16 protein-coding genes are annotated in these 16,959 nt (G+C 68.8%); 8 read left to right on the forward strand and 8 right to left on the reverse strand.

Features of this window, described 5'->3' with window-relative positions; all coding sequences use genetic code 11:
- Positions 1-97 precede the first annotated feature (97 nt).
- On the reverse strand, positions 98-1,384 hold the full coding sequence (locus tag RTK35_RS06470) for an MFS transporter (protein WP_074969726.1): 1,287 nt from the start codon (positions 1,382-1,384) through the stop codon (positions 98-100).
- A 293-nt stretch (positions 1,385-1,677) separates the two neighbouring features.
- Here RTK35_RS06470 and RTK35_RS06475 point away from each other — a divergent pair, with 293 nt between their 5' ends.
- The 3 genes from RTK35_RS06475 (at position 1,678) to RTK35_RS06485 (ending at position 4,050) form a co-directional block, all read left to right on the forward strand.
- Complete coding sequence (locus RTK35_RS06475; RefSeq protein WP_069562089.1) at positions 1,678-2,082, forward strand: acyl-CoA thioesterase; 405 nt, start codon at positions 1,678-1,680, stop codon at positions 2,080-2,082.
- A gap of 73 nt (positions 2,083-2,155) precedes the next feature.
- Positions 2,156-3,064 carry a D-hexose-6-phosphate mutarotase gene (locus tag RTK35_RS06480; RefSeq protein ID WP_316907646.1) on the forward strand — a complete coding sequence of 303 codons (909 nt, stop codon included), beginning with the start codon at positions 2,156-2,158 and terminating at the stop codon, positions 3,062-3,064.
- Positions 3,065-3,195: 131 nt separating this feature from the next.
- Positions 3,196-4,050, forward strand: coding sequence for a Tim44 domain-containing protein (locus RTK35_RS06485; protein ID WP_044409887.1), 855 nt, complete (start codon positions 3,196-3,198; stop codon positions 4,048-4,050).
- 316 nt (positions 4,051-4,366) lie between these two features.
- On the opposite strand, the gene RTK35_RS06490 is transcribed toward RTK35_RS06485, so the two are convergent.
- Entirely contained in the window at positions 4,367-4,846 is a 480-nt protein-coding gene (locus RTK35_RS06490) for a GNAT family N-acetyltransferase (protein ID WP_236213916.1), read from the reverse strand.
- A 124-nt stretch (positions 4,847-4,970) separates the two neighbouring features.
- Between RTK35_RS06490 and RTK35_RS06495 the strand changes: the two genes are divergently transcribed.
- Positions 4,971-5,378, forward strand: a complete 408-nt coding sequence (locus RTK35_RS06495; RefSeq protein WP_074969733.1) for an SMI1/KNR4 family protein — start codon at positions 4,971-4,973, stop codon at positions 5,376-5,378.
- 11 nt (positions 5,379-5,389) lie between these two features.
- Here RTK35_RS06495 and RTK35_RS06500 read toward each other — a convergent pair whose 3' ends face one another.
- Complete coding sequence (locus RTK35_RS06500) at positions 5,390-7,153, reverse strand: cation:proton antiporter (RefSeq protein ID WP_316907647.1); 1,764 nt, start codon at positions 7,151-7,153, stop codon at positions 5,390-5,392.
- A gap of 172 nt (positions 7,154-7,325) precedes the next feature.
- Entirely contained in the window at positions 7,326-7,991 is a 666-nt protein-coding gene (locus RTK35_RS06505; RefSeq protein ID WP_107330301.1) for a GntR family transcriptional regulator, read from the reverse strand.
- Between the two features lie 270 nt (positions 7,992-8,261).
- Here RTK35_RS06505 and RTK35_RS06510 point away from each other — a divergent pair, with 270 nt between their 5' ends.
- Positions 8,262-9,653 (forward strand): aspartate aminotransferase family protein, encoded by a 1,392-nt coding sequence (locus tag RTK35_RS06510; RefSeq protein ID WP_316907648.1) that lies wholly within the window; start codon positions 8,262-8,264, stop codon positions 9,651-9,653.
- A 94-nt stretch (positions 9,654-9,747) separates the two neighbouring features.
- Complete coding sequence (locus RTK35_RS06515; protein WP_316907649.1) at positions 9,748-11,115, forward strand: glutamine synthetase family protein; 1,368 nt, start codon at positions 9,748-9,750, stop codon at positions 11,113-11,115.
- Positions 11,116-11,163: 48 nt separating this feature from the next.
- On the opposite strand, the gene RTK35_RS06520 is transcribed toward RTK35_RS06515, so the two are convergent.
- Positions 11,164-12,435 (reverse strand): hypothetical protein, encoded by a 1,272-nt coding sequence (locus RTK35_RS06520; RefSeq protein WP_316907650.1) that lies wholly within the window; start codon positions 12,433-12,435, stop codon positions 11,164-11,166.
- A gap of 185 nt (positions 12,436-12,620) precedes the next feature.
- Between RTK35_RS06520 and RTK35_RS06525 the strand changes: the two genes are divergently transcribed.
- Positions 12,621-13,115 (forward strand): acyl-CoA thioesterase, encoded by a 495-nt coding sequence (locus RTK35_RS06525; protein WP_044409907.1) that lies wholly within the window; start codon positions 12,621-12,623, stop codon positions 13,113-13,115.
- Between the two features lie 62 nt (positions 13,116-13,177).
- On the opposite strand, the gene RTK35_RS06530 is transcribed toward RTK35_RS06525, so the two are convergent.
- The 3 genes from RTK35_RS06530 to pdxY form a co-directional block, all read right to left on the reverse strand.
- On the reverse strand, positions 13,178-13,702 hold the full coding sequence (locus RTK35_RS06530; RefSeq protein ID WP_316907651.1) for a copper chaperone PCu(A)C: 525 nt from the start codon (positions 13,700-13,702) through the stop codon (positions 13,178-13,180).
- 97 nt (positions 13,703-13,799) lie between these two features.
- Positions 13,800-14,165, reverse strand: a complete 366-nt coding sequence (locus RTK35_RS06535; protein WP_232104237.1) for a DUF2946 family protein — start codon at positions 14,163-14,165, stop codon at positions 13,800-13,802.
- 252 nt (positions 14,166-14,417) lie between these two features.
- The gene (gene pdxY / locus RTK35_RS06540; RefSeq protein WP_074969747.1) at positions 14,418-15,287 is read right to left on the reverse strand and encodes a pyridoxal kinase PdxY; all 870 of its coding nucleotides are present in this window, start codon (positions 15,285-15,287) and stop codon (positions 14,418-14,420) included.
- Between the two features lie 64 nt (positions 15,288-15,351).
- On the opposite strand from pdxY, the gene RTK35_RS06545 reads away from it, so the two are divergent.
- Positions 15,352-16,926 (forward strand): sensor domain-containing diguanylate cyclase, encoded by a 1,575-nt coding sequence (locus tag RTK35_RS06545; RefSeq protein WP_316907652.1) that lies wholly within the window; start codon positions 15,352-15,354, stop codon positions 16,924-16,926.
- Positions 16,927-16,959: the final 33 nt, after the last annotated feature.

Consider the following 16,959-nt stretch of genomic DNA (forward strand, 5'->3'; position numbering starts at 1 on the left):
GGTGCTCAGCGTGGGCTGAAGCCCACCCTACGGGAATGCCCCACGAAGTGCCCCCTGCAGGCGCATGGCGCCCGTCACCGCTGCGCCCTGCGCTCGATCAGCGCTTCTGCCCGATCAGGTACAGACCGATGAACACCGCCACCCCGCACAGGGCCGCCACGTAGTAGGCCGGCCCCAGCGGATCCCACTTCATCAGCAGCGAGACGATCATCGGCGTCAGCCCGCCGAAGATGGCGTAGGCGAGGTTGTAGGAGAACGACAGGCCGGAGAAGCGCACCACCGGCGGGAAGGCCTTGACCATCACGTAGGGCACCGCGCCGATGGTGCCGACGAACAGCCCGGTCAGCGCATAGAGCGGGAACAGCCAGTCCGGGTGTGCCTTGAGGCTGGAGTAGAAGGTCCAGGAACTGGCCGCCAGCAGCAGCCCGCCCACCAGGAAGGTACGACCCGCACCGAAACGGTCGGCCAGGGCGCCGGAGGCGATGCAGCCGACCGTCAGGCAGACGATGGCCAGGCTGTTGGCCTTGAGCGCGGTGGCCGCGTCGAAGCCGTACACCGTCTGCAGCACGGTAGGGGTCATGAGGATGACGACGACGATGCCGGCCGACAGCACCCAGGTCAGCAGCATGCTGATGGCGATGGCGCCCCGGTGCTCGCGCAGCACCGCCTTCAGCGGCACCTCCTCGGCCAGCGCCTTGCGCTGCTGCAGTTCGGCGAACACCGGCGTCTCGTGCAGCCAGCGGCGCAGGTACACGGAGAACAGGCCGAACACACCGCCCACCAGGAAGGGCACGCGCCAGGCCCAGGCCTGCACCTCTTCCGGGGTGTAGAGGGTGTTGATCAGGGTCGCCATCAGCGAGCCCAGCAGGATGCCGGCGGTGAGGCCCGAGGTGAGCGTTCCGCAGGCGTAGCCGACATGCCGCGCCGGCACGTGCTCGGCCACGAACACCCAGGCGCCGGGCACCTCGCCACCGATGGCCGCGCCCTGGATCACCCGCATCAGCAGCAGCGCCAGCGGCGCCCAGATGCCGATCTGCGCATAGGTGGGCAGCAGGCCCATCACCAGGGTCGGCACCGCCATGAGGAAGATGCTCAGGGTGAACATGCGCTTACGCCCCAGGAGGTCGCCGAAGTGCGCCATGACGATGCCCCCCAGCGGCCGTGCCAGGTAGCCGGCAGCGAAGATGCCGAAGGTCTGCAGCTGGCGCAGCCACTCGGGCATCTCGGCGGGGAAGAACAGCTTGCCCACCACGGCGGCGAAGAACACGAAGATGATGAAGTCGTAGAACTCGAGGGCGCCGCCAAGGGCGGACAGGGACAGGGTCTTGTAGTCGCTACGGGTCAGGGGACGCGCGGGCGCCTCGGAGGCGGAAACGGTGGCCATGTGGGGTCTCTTGTTCGGGGGGCAGGCAAAGCGTGCCCGCCACTGCGTTGGCGGCGGGCCGGTCCGCAACATAGCAAAAAGGCCTACCGGGCACACAATCTCTGACGTATGACCGCGACAAAGCCCGACCGGGCGGTCGTCGCCCGCCACGCCGACCTATATACTGCGCGCTGTTGCGCACGGACGACGGGCAGTGGGTCGACGGGCGCCCGGGGATTCTTTGCAGGGCAGCGTGCCCTTCCCCGCCCACCGAAGCCAAATCAGAGCAGCACAGGGGTAGAGGCACCCCAGGCATGATCGAGATCGAAGAAGAAGAAAACCTGACTCCCCAGGGCGACCTGGCCCTGCAGATCACCGCGCTCCCGCGCGAAACCAACGGATTCGGCGACATCTACGGCGGCTGGCTGGTCTCCCAGATGGACCTGGCCGGCACCGCCATGGCCAACAAGGTCGCCGGCGGACGCGTCGCCACCGTGGCCATCGACCGCATGGCCTTCCTCGTCCCGGTCGCCGTCGGCGCCCAGCTCTCCTTTTATACCCAGACCCTGGAGATCGGCCGCAGCTCGATCCAGATGCTGGTGGAAGTGTGGAGCGACGACCCCCTCTCCAGTGAATGGCGCAAGGTCACCGAAGCGGTGTTCGTGTTCGTCGCCATCGACGGCAGCGGCCGCACCCGCCCGGTTCCCCGCCGCAACTGATGCACCGGCCGGCGGGAACCTCGCCGGCCCTGCCCTTGCCCAAGCTCGGGCCATCCCCCACGAGAGAACGCCGATGACCCGCGCGACCCCGCAGATCGAACGCATCGAAATGGACCAGCTCGCCTGCTGGCGGGTGCTCACCGCCGAAGCCGAGCTGCTGGTCGCCCAACAGGGCGCCCAGGTGCTCAGCTACCGCCGCCACGGCGAGCAGCCGCTGATCTGGCTCAGCGAACAGGCCGGCTACCAGCGCGGCCAGTCGGTACGCGGCGGCGTGCCGGTGTGCTGGCCCTGGTTCGGCGACCTGCGCCGCAACCCCGATGCCGTGCAGGCGTGCTACCCCGGTGACGGCAACGCCCCTGCCCACGGCCTGGTACGCGGCCTGGACTGGGAGCTGGACGGCGTCGAAGCCCTCAACGGCGAGGTGCAGCTGCGCTTCAGCCTCGACACCCGACGCCAGCCCCTCCCCGGCTGGCCCCACGCCGCCCGCCTGGGCCTGACCCTGCGCCTCGACGCCCAGCGCCTGCACCTGGCCCTGGACACCGAGAACCTCGGCGACGCGCCCCTGGCCATCAGCCAGGCGCTGCACACCTACTTCGCCGTGAGCGACATCCACCAGGCCCGCGTCGAAGGGCTGGACGGCTGCGACTACATCGAGACCCTGGACGGCTGGAGCCGCCGCCGGCAGGCCGGTGACGTGGCCTTCAGCGGCGAGACCGACCGCATCTACCTCGGCGTCCCCCGCCGCGTCGCCATCCACGATGCCGGCTGGAACCGCCGCGTGGTGCTGGAGGCCGAGGGCTCGTCCTCGGCGGTGGTGTGGAACCCCTGGATCGACAAGTCCACCCGCCTCTCCCAGTTCGCCCCCGACGCCTGGCAGCGCATGCTCTGCATCGAGACCGCCCAGGTGATGGACGATGTCCTGCACCTGGCGCCAGGCGCGCGGCACCGCCTCGCGTTCAGCCTGTGGAGCGAAGCGCTCTGATCCCCTCCGGGGGCCGGCATGCGCCCGCCCCCACGCCTCGCTAAAAATCCCGATACATTCTCTCGCTGGTCATTACCCCGGTGACTGGGCAGCATGGCGCGCGTGATTCCCAACCCTATAGAGAGCCTGTGATGCGCCGATTCCTCAGTATCGCCCTGGCCCTGTGCGTCGGCCTGACGCTCAGCCTGGACGCCAACGCCAAGCGGATGGGCGGGGGCAAGACCTCCGGTGCCGCGCCGACCCACCAGACCCAGCAGACCCGCCAGGCCCAGCCCAATACCCCGGCCGCCGCGCCGAACGCAGCGGGCCGCCCGGCTGCCGCCAGTGGTGCCTCGCGCTGGCTCGGCCCGCTGGCCGGCCTCGCCGCCGGTGGCCTGCTGGCCTCCATGTTCATGGGCGACGGCTTCGAAGGCATGCAGATCTTCGACTTCCTGATCATCGCCCTGATCGCCTTCGTCATCTTCCGCTTCATCGCCGCCCGCAAGCGCCAGCAGATGGGCCAGCCGGCCATGGCCGGCGCCGCCGGTGGTGCCCCCTTCCAGCGTGAAATGCCGCAGCAGCAGGCGCCGATCTTCGGCAGCGCCGCCCCGGCGGCCCCGGCTCGCGCCTTCAACGCGCCGAGCTGGTTCGACGAAGCCCGCTTCGTCGAGGCCGGTCGCGAGCACTTCCTCGCCCTGCAGCAGCACTGGGACGCCGCGGAGATGGACAAGATCGCCGAATTCGTCACCCCGCAGATGCTCAACTTCCTCAAGGAAGAGCGCGCCAGCCTGGGTGAAGGCTTCCAGTCCACCTACATCGACAACCTGCAGGTGCAGCTGGACGGTATCGACGAACTGGCCGACAAGACCGTCGCCACCCTGACCTTCAGCGGCGTCTCCAAGACCTCCCGCTTCGACCAGGGCGAAGTGTTCAGCGAAAGCTGGCGCATGGAGCGCGTCAACGGCGACAACCAGCCCTGGCTGGTGGCCGGCATCCGCCAGAACTGATCGCGACACTGGCATGCAGAAACCCCGGGCTTGTCCCGGGGTTTTCTTTTGTCGGGCCTTGAGGATGAAGGGTGGATAACGCTCTTCGCATCCACCAACTCCCGCCGCCCACCCCCCGGTCGGGCTGTACACGATCCGTAGGATGCGCTGAGGCCACGAAGCGCATCGCGTCCACGCCAGGCCGTGGCGCCACGTGTTGCGCTCGGTCCGATGGGCATCGCTGCGCTCAGCGCCATCCTACGGGTGCGTTGACCATGGCTTTGGCGCGGGGCCGGGACGCTGCGTGGTCCTTGGTGAATGAATTCGCCCCACGGCATCACACCGTCTCGGTCATCCCCGCGCCCGCCGCCTTGCGCATGCCGATATGAGGGATGTCGTCCTCCAGGTACACCTCGGTCACCGGCTCGAAGCCGAACCGCCCGTAGTACCCCTGCAGGTGCGCCTGGGCCGACAAGTACACCGGCGTCCCCGGCCAGAGCCGTTCGCAGGCTTCCAGCGCCTGGGCCATCAGCGGTCGGCCCAGGCCCGCGCCGCGCGCGCTCGCCTCGATCACCACCCGGCCAATGACCACCTCGCCGCCCTGGCGAACCGGGTCCAGCAGGCGCAGGTAGGCCACCAGGCGTTCACCGTCACGGGCCATCAGGTGGTGGGTGTCGCCCACCAGGTCCAGCCCATCCACCTCCAGGTAGGGGCATTTCTGCTCCACCACGAACACCTGGGTGCGCAGGGCGAGGATGGCGTAGAGCGCCTCCTTGGTCAGGGCGTCATGGTGCTGGCAGCTCCAGTCCAGGGTCATGTGCGGGCCTCGCGTAGTCGATCAGGCCGGGCAGTATGCCGGCGCAGCACGTCGCCCCGCGACGGTTTTTCCGACACGCCGGCTACTGTATAAAGCGCATCCCAATGCACGAGGGCCTGTCGCCGTGGAAGAAGTCATCGAACAGCTGCGCGAACTCAACGAACCGGTTCCCGTCCCGCTGGAGCTGCCCGACGAGGAGCTGCTGGTGGAGATCGAGGAACAGTTGCTGATCAACCTGCCCTTCGAACTCCGCGAATTCCTGCTCAAGGTCAGCGACGTGGTCTACGGCCGCCTGGAGCCGGTGACCGTCACCGACCCGCAGTCCCACACCTACCTGCCGGAAGTCACCGCCGTGGCCTGGGACCTGGGCCTGCCCCGCGACCTGGTGCCGATCTGCCAGGACGGCGACGACTACTACGTGGTCGACGCCGAGGGCGAGGTGCTGCTGTGGTCCGGCGCCGAGGGCGAGATGACCGACGAGAGCTGGGACTCCGTCTGGCACTGGGCCCGGGACGTCTGGCTCGCCAGCTGAGCCGGCGGGCCTCAGTGGGGTGGCTTGGGCGGGTTCTGCTCCAGGGTCTCCATCAGCGCGATCTGCATCCGTGAATGCACGCGGATCAGCCAGCGCCAGGCCAGTGCGATAACGCCTGCCGCCAGCAGGGCGATGAGCACCAGCAGCTCCACGGTCGGCAGGATGCTCGCCGACAGCGCCATCAGCAGCGGCATGAAGCCCACCAGGGCGAGCAGCGGGATCAGCTCGGCGATCACCTTGCGCACCCGCGCCGTGTGCCGCCCGGCCTTCTCCGGGCGCACGCCCATCTCCGCCAGGAGCATCGACAGCGCCTTGAGCTTGCGGTACGCGGCGATCAGGAAAGGCAGCGAGAGCAGCAGCGCCGCCCCCCAGACCAGCCCCTTCTGCAGGTTCTCCGCAGCCACCCAGTTCGCCACGTGCCCGGTCAGGGCGCCGGCGAAGTAGGCGCCCGAGAGGAAGATGGCCACCACCAGCGCGATGTTGATCCCCACCTGCAGCAGGATCTTGCGAATCATCCCCGCCAGCAGCGCGCCCTCGCCGTGAGGCTGGATGCTGCGCAGCCAGTCGCCGTAGTGGTTGAACACCCGGGCGATGCGCGGCGGCACCAGGCTGGCGAGCCGCAGTGACAACGGGTCGGCGGCACGGATCAGGTAGGGCGTGAGCAGCGTGGTGATGGCCGACACGGCCACCGCCACCGGATAGAGGAAGTCACTGGTCACCTTCAGGGTCATGCCCAGCGCCGCGATGATGAAGGAGAACTCGCCGATCTGGGACAAACCCATCCCCACCCGCAGCGAAGTGCGTCCGTCGTTGCCGGCGATGAAGGCGCCGACGCCGCAGGAGAGCATCTTGCCCAGCACCACGGCGACGGTGATCACCGCGATGGGCCAGGCGTAGTCCAGCAGGATGGCCGGGTCGATCATCAGGCCGATGGCGACGAAGAAGATCGCGCTGAACAGGTCCCGCACCGGCTCCACCAGGCGCTCGATCTGCGCCAGCTGGCGAGACTCGGCCATGATCGCGCCGATCAGGAAGGCCCCCAGCACCATGCTGTACTCCAGCTTCACCACCAGCAGGCAGAAGCCGAAGCACAGCCCCAGCACCGTCACCAGCAGCATCTCGTTGCTCTCGAACTTCGCCACGTAGGCCAGCAGGCGCGGCACCAGCAGGATGCCGATGACCAGCGCGACCACCATGAACAGGCTGAGCTTGCCGACGGTGGCGAACACCTGGCCGGTCTCTACCGAACCGGACAGGGCGATGCCGGACAGCAGCGCAATGATGCCGATGCCGAGGATGTCCTCGACGATCAGCACGCCGAAGATCAGTTGGGCGAAGCGCTCGTGCTTCATCTTCAGGTCGCCCAGGGCCTTGATGATGATGGTGGTGGAGGAGATCGCCAGGATTGCGCCGAGGAACAGCGAGTCCATGGTGCTCCAGCCGAAGAAGCGCCCGATCTCGTAGCCGATCCAGATCATCAGGACGATTTCCAGGAAGGCCGCGATGAAGGCCGTCGCCCCTACCTGGAAGAGCTTGCGCAGGCTGAACTCCAGCCCCAGGCAGAACATGAGGAAGATCACCCCCAGCTCGGCGAGGATCTTGATCGTGTGTTCGTCGTGGATCAGCGCGAAGGGCGGCGTATGCGGCCCGATGAGGAAGCCGGCGAGGATGTAGCCCAGCACCACCGGCTGCTTGAAGCGATGGAACAGCACCGTGACCATGGCGGCCACCAGCATGATCACGGCCAGATCCTGGATGAAACTGATGGCATGCATGGCGCACCGGCTCCTCTTGCTCGTCAGTGCGCAGGCGTGGTCGCCGCGCCCGGGGTTACTCCCTTGGCCCCGAAGAGCCACGTAAGAATTCTGGAAGGTCTATGTCAGACTTTTCCGGAGAGTAACACCCGGCCTCACGCCATCATTTCCGCGAAACAAACCGAAACAGGTTTCAACCGCCGCTGCGGGCCTGGCTGGTTTCCAGCGCCAGCAGGTTCATCAGGAAGTTGCCGAAGAACTGCATGTCCTGCTCGATGGCTGCCCGCGCGCCACGGGCGTCGCCTGCTCGCGCGGCCTCATAGGCGTCTTCATGGAAGTCGTTCAGGCGCAGGGACAGGTCCGCCTCGGTGAACAGCTGGTTGAAGAAGGGCCCGACCTGCAGCCAGAGGGATTCGATCATGCGCAGCAGCGTCGGGTTGGCGCAGGCGCGGTAGAGGGTCAGGTGGAACAGGCTGTTGTCGTCCAGGTAGCCCTGCACGTCGCGGCGCTCCAGGGCCTTTTCCATGCGCTCGACGCAGCCTTGCAAGGTCGCCAGCTCATCGGTGCCCAGGCGCGGTACGGCGGTTTCCACCGCCAGCCCTTCCAGCGCCAGGCGCACCTGGAACACCTGGGCGAAGCGTTCCCGGGTCATCACCGGCACCCGCACCGAGCGCTGCGGCTCGCCTTCCAGGGCGCCTTCGGCCACCAGGCGCTGCAACGCGGCGCGCACCGGCATCGGGCTGGTGCCCCAGGCGGCGGCGAGGTCGCGGATCTTCATGCGCTCGCCGGGTTTGAACTGGCCTGCCAGCAGGCCTTCACGGAGTCGGAGGTACAGCTGTTCCTGCAGGTTCTCGGCCATGGCGGATCACCGTGCGGAAACCGGCGGGGCCGGCAGTTGGCTGAGGGTCAGGCTGCAATCGCGCATCGTGGACACCGTCTATATCAAGGGTCGGGGAGGCCCGCACGGGCTGTGCGGGCACGGGATTCGATCAGCAGGAGGACGGTCTCTTTCGCCTCCTTGTGATCACAAAGCAGGTAAAAGGCTACTCCAATCGGCGTATCCGGCCAATGCTTGACACAAATGTGATCACAAATCACGATGTGCGGAAATTCGAACGAGGTGTTCAGCATGACCGCCAGTGGTATCAGCCAAGCCGCCGTGGAAACCTTCGCCGCCCGTGAGCGCACCCGCTTCATCGAGCGCAACCCGACGTCCGTCGCCCTCGCCGAGCGCGCCCGCAACTCGCTGTATGCCGGCGTGCCGATGCACTGGATGGCCGACTGGTCCACCCCCTGCCCGCTGTTCGTCGAGCGCGCCAAGGGCGCCCGTTTCTATGACGTGGACGGCCACGAATACATCGACTTCTGCCTGGGCGACACCGGCACCATGTTCGGCCACTCGCCAGACCCGGTGGCCCGCGCCATCGCCGAGCAGGCCGGCAACGGCCTGACCACCATGCTCCCCGGCGAAGACGCCGTGGTCTGCGGCGAGCTGCTGGCCGCCCGCTTCGGCCTGCCCTACTGGCAGGTGACCGCCACCGCCACCGACTCCAACCGCTACGTGCTGCGCTGGGCCCGCGCCGTCACCGGCCGCAAGACCCTGCTGGTGTTCGACGGCTGCTACCACGGCACCGTGGACGACGTGATGGTGCGCAGCCGCGACGGCCGCACCGTGCACCGCTCCGGGCTGGTGGGCCAGGCCTACGACCTGACCCAGTACAGCCGCGCCATCCCCTTCAACGACGTCGAGGCCCTGGAGGCCGCCCTGGCCCAGGGCGACGTCTGCGCCCTGCTCTGCGAGCCGGCCATGACCAACATCGGCATGGTCCTGCCGGACCCGGGCTTCATGCAGAAGTGCCGCGAGCTGACCCGAAAGTACGGCAGCCTGCTGATCATCGACGAGACCCACACCATCTCCACCGACATCGGCGGCTGCACCCGCCTGTGGAACCTCGACCCGGACTTCTTCGTGGTCGGCAAGCCGATCGCCGGCGGCGTGCCCTGCGGCATCTTCGGCTGCAGCGCGGAGATGGCCGAACGCATGGCCGCCTCGCGCAGGCAGGCCCAGGAAGACAGCCATGGCCACGGCCACAGCGGCATGGGCACCACCCTCTCGGCCAACGCCCTGGCCATGCACTGCATGCGCGCCAACCTCGAAGAGGTCATGACCCAGGCCGCCTACGACCACATGCTGCCCCTGGCCAAGCGCCTGGCCGACGGTTTCCGCCGGCTCATCGCCCAGCACGACCTGAAGTGGTCGGTGACCGAGCTGGGCGCCCGCAGCGAATTCCAGTTCTGCCCGGTGTCCCCGCGCACCGGCGCCGAGGCCGAGGCCGCCTTCCATGACGAGCTGCAGATGGCCCTGCACCTGTACCTGATCAACCGCGGCATCCTCATCACGCCGTTCCACAACATGACCCTGTGCTGCCCGTCCACCTCCGAGGCGGACGTGGACCAACTGATCGCCACCCTGGACCAGGCCATCACCGAGCTGCTGGCCATCCCCGGCGCCCGCGAATAGTCCGTAGACCGGTCGGGCGGATGGCGCTGTCATCCGCCCACACCCAACCACCGGTGGCTGGAGGACGCGCCAGCCACCCGACGCGAGAACCCCCATGCCCTTCGCCCATCCCCAGGAAGCCCGCGACTTCCTCGAACGCCACCCCGAAGTCCGCAGCATCGAGCTGATGCTGATCGACGCCAACGGCATCCCCCGCGGCAAGCTGCTGCACCGCGACGAGCTGCTGGCCATCTACGAGAACGGCCGCCCGCTGCCCAGCTCCATCCTCTCCCTCACCCTGCAGGGCGAGGACGTGGAAGCCAGCGGCCTGGTCTGGGAAGTGGCCGATGCCGACTGCTGGACCTACCCCCTCGCCGGCTCCCTGTGCCTGCAGCCCTGGCGCGCCACCCCCACCGGCCAGGTGCAGGTGAGCATGCACCCGACCCAGGGCCAGCCGGCCGCCGCCGGCGACCCGCGCCACGTGCTGGCGCGCACCATCGACCGGCTCAAGGCCGACGGCTACCACCCGGTGATGGCGGTGGAGCTGGAGTTCTACCTGCTGGACAGGCAGCGCGACGCCAACGGCCGCCCGCAGCCCGCCCTGCAGGCCAACGGCGTGCGCCCGCAGGCGCCCCAGGTCTACGGCGTATACGAGCTGGAACAGCTGCAGCCCTTCCTCGACGACCTCTACGCCGCCTGCGAAGCCCAGGGCCTGCCGGTGCGCACCGCCATCTCCGAATACGCCCCCGGCCAGCTGGAACTGACCCTGGAGCACCGCTTCGACGCGCTGCAGGCGGTGGACGAAGGCCTGCGCTACAAGCGCCTGGTCAAGGGCGTGGCCAACAAGCACGGGCTGATCGCCTGCTTCATGGCCAAGCCCTTCGGCGACCTGGCCGGCAGCGGCCTGCACATGCACGTCAGCCTGGCCGACGCCGAGGGCAACAACCTGATGGCCAGCGAAGACCCCCACGGCACCCCGCTGCTGCGCCACGCCATCGGCGGCATGATGGCCACGCTCAACGACGCCCTGGCGATCTTCTGCCCCAACGCCAACTCCTACCGGCGCTTCCAGGCCAACAGCTACGCGCCGCTGGCCAAGAGCTGGGGGGTGAACAACCGCACCGTGTCCTTCCGCGTGCCCGGCGGCCCGGCGAAGAGCCGCCACGTGGAGCACCGCATCTGCGGCGCCGACGCCAACCCCTACCTGGCGGCTGCGGCCATCCTGGCCGGCATCCACACCGGCATCCGCGAACAGATCGACCCGGGCGAGCCCATCGTCGGCAACGGCTACGAGCAGGCCCGCGAAACCCTGCCCACCGACTGGCTCACCGCCTTGCGCAATCTTGAGCAGTCCGCCTGGGCGAAGGACGCCCTGGGCGAGGCGTTCCTGAAGATCTACCTCGCCATCAAGTGGGAGGAGTTCCGCCAGTTCGTCAGCGAAGTGGGCGAGCAGGACTGGCGCTGGTACCTGACCCACGCCTGACCGCTGGAAGCCCTGCCGACCCATGGGCCGGCAGGGTTATCCACAGCGTCAGCGCAACGGCAGGCAGCGGGCGTTGGGCCTGGGTTCGAGGGGCCCGGCGAAGCACACCCGGTTCCCGCCCTCCAGGCGCGCCGGCTGGCCGGGGTAATAGGGGTTATCCACAGGCGAGGCCGCCAGCGCCGCCGCCCAGCCGGACGGCTCGGCGGGCAGGTCATCCAGCAACGCCAGCAGGCGCAGCTTCGCGTCCAGGTCCTGGATGCGGCCGGCGTAGGTGCGGTAGTCCGGCCCGGCGATGGCCACCAGGCGATCACCCATCCAGTTGCGCCAGCCCGTGGGCTGCGGAACCACCAGAGGCTGCGCCTTCACCTCGCGGGCAAAGTCCTTCGGTTCCAGCCGGGACAGCTCGGCAACCTGGCGGAAGGGCGGAAACGCCGCGTTGACGCTGATATTCGGCCGCACCAGCAGCGCCATGGCGACGCGCTCTTTCAGTTGCGGCGATCGATCCTGCCGGATGTTCTGGAACAACGTTGCGATTACCAGGAACTCTCGCTGCAGCGGGGGAACCAGGGAACGCTCTGCCTCGCTCAGGGGCGCGGGCAACTCCGGCATCGGCATCCAGCCCTGGCGATACAGCCGCGCCTGCAGCTCCAGGTTGTGATTGATCATGGCACTGACCATGACCTTCACGATCAACGTGTCCGCCTGCACCAGGAGGCGGCGCAGGCCAGCCAGCTCTTCCGCCAACAGGCGCCGCGCCTCGTCACCCTCACCCCGGCGGGCCCGCTGCATGAGCTGCAGGCCGGCCATCTGCTGGGCTCGAATGAGGTAGGACAGCCTGGGCAAGGGTTCGCTGGCGCCGCCGGAGGTCAACGTCCGGTAATCATCCAACGCCAGCAGGTGGTGGTAGCGGTCGACCAGCACGGCATGGCGCTGCACCCAGGTATCCAGCTCCCCATCCCGGGCCACCAGGCTCGCCCAGCATCCTTTCTCCTCCAGGGCACAGAGTTGGGGAATCTCAGGCAACTCCAGTGCAGGCCGCCCCGGCAGCCTGAAGTCATCCGTCGCCCCGTGCTGGGCGTACCAGCGCTCGTAGAGGTCCAGCCGCTCACGGCCGTAGGCCTCCGGCGCCTGGTCGGCCGGCGCATCCATGCCCATCAGGTAAAGGAATGCCGCGCTGTCGGCGCCTTCGTGGCGGGCATCCCGCAACCAGCCGGCCACCTCCGGACGCAGCGGGTCATCCCGCAGCAGCAGCGCCCCCCCCGTCACCAGGGCGCCCACCAGCACCGCACTACCGAGCAGCCCGATCACGGCGCGCTTCATGGCTGCACCCGGGCGATAGGAAGGCCGATGAAGTTTTCGCAGCGCCACGTGGGGCGCCAGGTGTAGCCTGCCGGCATGGGAGGGCGTCCTTGCTTGGGAAAAAAGACGCCCATCATACGGGCGCCCGTCCCGGCGCGGTTGGCACCGCGTCACGCACCCCGATTCACACTGCCTCTGGAGCCCCGATGGAACCCGGCAACGCACAACTGACGATGACCGTCCTGATGACCCCGGACATGGCCAACTTCTCCGGCAACGTCCATGGCGGCACCCTGCTCAAGTACCTCGACGAAGTGGCCTACGCCTGCGCCAGCCGCTACGCCGGGCGCTACGTGGTGACCCTCTCGGTGGACCAGGTGGTGTTCCGCCAACCGGTGCACGTCGGCGAACTGGTGACCTTCCTCGCCTCGGTGAACTACACCGGCACCACCTCCATGGAGATCGGCATCAAGGTGATCACCGAGAACATCCGCGAACGCTCGGTGCGACACACCAACAGCTGCTTCTTCACCATGGTGGCGCTGGACGACGAGCGCCGCCCGGCGCCGGTCCCGCCGCTGGAGCCGCAGACCCCCGACCAGAAGCGTCGCTACGTGCAGGGTCAGCAGCGGCGGGAGATCCGCCAGGAGCTGGAACGCCGCTACCGCGCCTTGCGCGGCGAGGACGACGTCCAGGGTTGAGGATCCGGCTTGCACCCGGCAGGGGCGAGCGCCCCTGCTGGCGGGTGCAGGCCGGCAGGCGGTTACTGGGCGTGACCGCTGTGCTGGCTGTGGTCGCCCTGCTCGGCGTGCTCGCCGTGGGCGTGGGCCTTCTCGGCAGCGGGGGCGGCCTTCTGCACGGCGATCTCCACCTTGAGGTCGCCGGCCTTCTCGAAGTGCAGGGTCAGGGGGAAGCGCTCGCCATCCTTCAGCGGCTGCTTCAGGCCGAACATCATCAGGTGGTAGCCACCCTGCTCCAGGCGCACCTCGCCCCCGGCGGGAATGGCCAGGCCACCGTCCACCTGCTGCATCTTCATCACCCCGTCCTTGTGCACGTGCTCGTGGATCTCGGTCTTGCCGGCACGGGGGGTGTCGGCGCCCACCAGGCGGTCCGGGGTGTCGCCGTTGTTGTGCACCACCAGGTAGGCCGCGCCATTGGCGGACACCGGCGGCAGCTCCAGGGCCCACGGGTGGTCGATGTGCAGCTTGGCCACCTGGTACTCGTGGGCCAGGGCGGCGGTGCTGAACAGGCCCAGTAGGGCAGCGGCGGAAATCAGGGTCTTGCGCATGGGGTCACTCCTTGGAAAGTCGATCGGCGCCGGGCCTGAAAACGGCCATCCGGACGCCGGGAACGCCGCGCACAGGGGCGCGCGGCGGCAGACGGTTTCAGGCGAGCGACGGCGGTGCGCGGGGCCGGGCACCGGGGAATACCGAGGCGGCACCATGGCCCGCCTCCGGCTCCAGCGGGGCGAAGAACGCCGTGGCCGGCAACAGGGCGGGCAGCAGCGGTGCGGGCGTGAGTGCCGGGGAGGCGGAGAGCAGCGTGCAGTAGCCGCACTTGGCCAGCAGGTGGTCGGGGTGGGCCGGGAGCTTGGCCGAATCACGCCCGGAGGCGCAGGCCATCTCCGCCAGCCAGGCCGGCAGTTCGCCCGCCTGGGCGCGGACCTGGGACAGCAACGGACCGGCCACCACCAGCCACAGGGCCAGCAGTCCGAGCCAGGCGCCGAAGCGCATGCGTCCGTGATGAGCCAATCCCGTCTCCCGGGTCCGTTGGAGGGCGGCGTGGGCAACCACGCCGGAAACCGCGCCATGCTAGCGATACAGCGCCGGCAAGCATAGCCGCTGAAGGGCACCTCCAAACAGGGCCTGCGTTGTCATCGCGGCGTTGAAAACAGCCTCAAATGCTCATTTACCGCACGTAAACTGCGCTTTTTCGCCTGTTTTGCCTTCGGCTTCCGGCCTCGCCGACGTTTTTGGACGTGCCCTGAGTCAGATGGCCGCAGGTCAGCCCAGGCGACGCGCCTCGAAGCGCACGCGCGGGTGGGCGATGCGGTCCTGGGCCCGCACCAGCTCCAGTTCGTAGCTGCCGCAGGCCTGGGTTTCCAGCAGCACCTCGTGCACCGCCGAAGCAGCGAACTCGAAGGCCGCCACCAGGGTGTCCCCCAGCAACAGACGGGCGAGGAACACCCCGGACGTCAGGTCGCCCACGCCCACCGGCTGGCGCGGGAAGGCCAGCAGCGGCCGGCGCAGCAGCCAGCTGCCGTCGGCACTGACCAGCAGCATTTCGAAGTCCTCCGGGGCGCGGCCGGGGTAGTCCAGGTGCTTCACCAGCACCGCCCGCGGGCCACGGGCCAGCAAAGCGCGGGCCATGGCCACGCAGTCCTCCAGGGAGTCCGGGCGGCGCCCGGCGAAGCTGTTCAGCTCCAGCTGGTTGGGGCACAGGTAGTCGGCGGCGGCCGCGGCCTCCTCCAGCAGGAAGCGGCTCACTTCAGGGGCCACCACGCAGCCCTTCTCCGGGTGGCCCATCACCGGGTCGCACAGATACAGCGCGCGCGGGTTGGCCGCCTTGATGCGGGCCACCGCCTCGAGGATCTCGCGGCCCTGGGCGGCGCTGCCCAGGTAGCCGGACAGCACCGCATCGCAGTTGCCCAGCTCACCGATGGCGGCAATGCCCTCCACCAGCTGGGGGATCTGCCGGGGCGGCAACACCTCGCCGGTCCACTGCCCGTACTGAGTGTGGTTGGAGAACTGCACGGTGTTCAGCGGCCAGACCTTCACCCCCAGGCGCTCGACCGGGAACACCGCCGCGCGGTTGCCGGCGTGGCCGAACACCACATGGGACTGGATGCTGAGGAGATGGGGCGTGCGCGACATGGAAGGTCCTTCGGGTCGGGGTGGATCGAATGCCAGGAGGTGCGGGCTCGGTTCGCCGGCCATAATGGCAGGATTCTCCAACCTGCCGGCACCCACCGTCACCATGGAATCCCTGTATTTTTCGCCCATGCTGCTCGGGCTCAACCTGATGCTGGGCAGCGCCCTGGCCTGCACCGGGCTCTGGTACGTCTCGCGCCCCTATCGCGGTCCCGGCTTCTGGGCGGCCGGCGCCTGGCTGCTGATCCTCGGCATCCTCGCCTTCTTCGTCTTCGTCGCCACCGGCAACCGCGTGCTCAACGTCCTCGGCAACGCCACCCAGCTGGCCGGCGAGGCAGTGCTGATGCTCGGGGTGTTCCGCTTCCTCGGCCGGCCGTTGCCGGTCTGGACGGTGCCGGCCAGCGCCGGGCTGATGGCCGCCTTCAACAGCTGGCACTGGTGGGTGGCACCGCTCAACAGCGAGCTGCTGATCGCCGTCTATGCCGCCATCGGCGGGGCGCTGCCCCTGCAGTCCGCCAGCGCCCTGCTGCGCCACCCGCGCGAACCCCAGCTGCGCGGGGTGTGTGCCGGCGTCGGCGTGGTGCTGCTGGGCTACGCCCTGGTCACCCTGCTGCGGGGCGGCATCGCCGTGCACGACTGGCTGAACGCGGTGGAGCACCCCGACGTGACCCGCTCGGTGGCCTACCTGCTGCCCTACAACTTCGGCATCCCGCTGTGGGTCATCGCCCTGGTGGGCCTCGCGCTGATGACCATGCGCCGCATCCTCCTCGACAGTCAGCGCCATGCCGAGCAGGCCGAGGCCGGCGCCCAGCGCTTCGAGCGCCTGATGGGGCTGACCAGTGTGGGCCTGATGGTGCTGCAGGACGGCCGCATCCAGGACAGCAACCCGGCCCTCGACAGCCTGTTCGGCCTGCCCCGCGACGGCCTGCGCGAGCGCACGCCCCAGGCGCTGTTCCCGGCCAGCGAGCAGGCTGCGCTGGAGCGCCTGCTGACGGAGGCCGACGGCACCCCGCGCGACTTCGCCGTGCAGCGCCAGGACGGCACCCTGCTCGCCGTCGAGTGCTCGGTGACGGTGCTGGACGACCATCAGCGGCTGATGGAGATCCGCGACGTCAGCCACCGCAAGGCCCTGGAGGAACGCCTGCGCCTGCAGGCCACCACCGACCCGCTGACCGGCGCCCTGAACCGCCGGGCCTTCGACGCCCGCGCCGAGCAGGAGCGCCTGCGGGCCCTGCGCCAGGGCCAGCCGCTGTGCCTGGCGATGCTCGACATCGATCATTTCAAGCGCATCAACGACCAGCATGGCCACGCCGCCGGCGACCAAGTGCTGCAGGCCTTCAGCCGCCTCTGCCAGGCGGCCGCCCGCAGCACCGACGTGTTCGCCCGGGTCGGCGGCGAGGAATTCGTCTTCCTGCTGCCCGACACCCCGGCCGATGCCGCCCGTCGTTTTCTTGAACGGTTGCGTGAGGCCGTGGAGCAGCTGCGCATCGAAATCGACGGTCAGGCGCTGGCCGTCAGCGTCAGCATCGGCCTGGCCGAAGCCCCGGCGGAACGAGGTCTGGAGGCCCTCCAGGAGGCGGCCGACCAGGCGCTTTATCGAGCCAAGCAGCAGGGTCGCAATCGCCTCGAGCTGGCCTTCTGATCGGCCACGGATGGGTTAAGCTTCAGCGCATCC

The sequence above is a fragment of the Pseudomonas sp. zfem003 genome (assembly GCF_032621675.1).
Lineage (GTDB): Bacteria > Pseudomonadota > Gammaproteobacteria > Pseudomonadales > Pseudomonadaceae > Metapseudomonas > Metapseudomonas otitidis.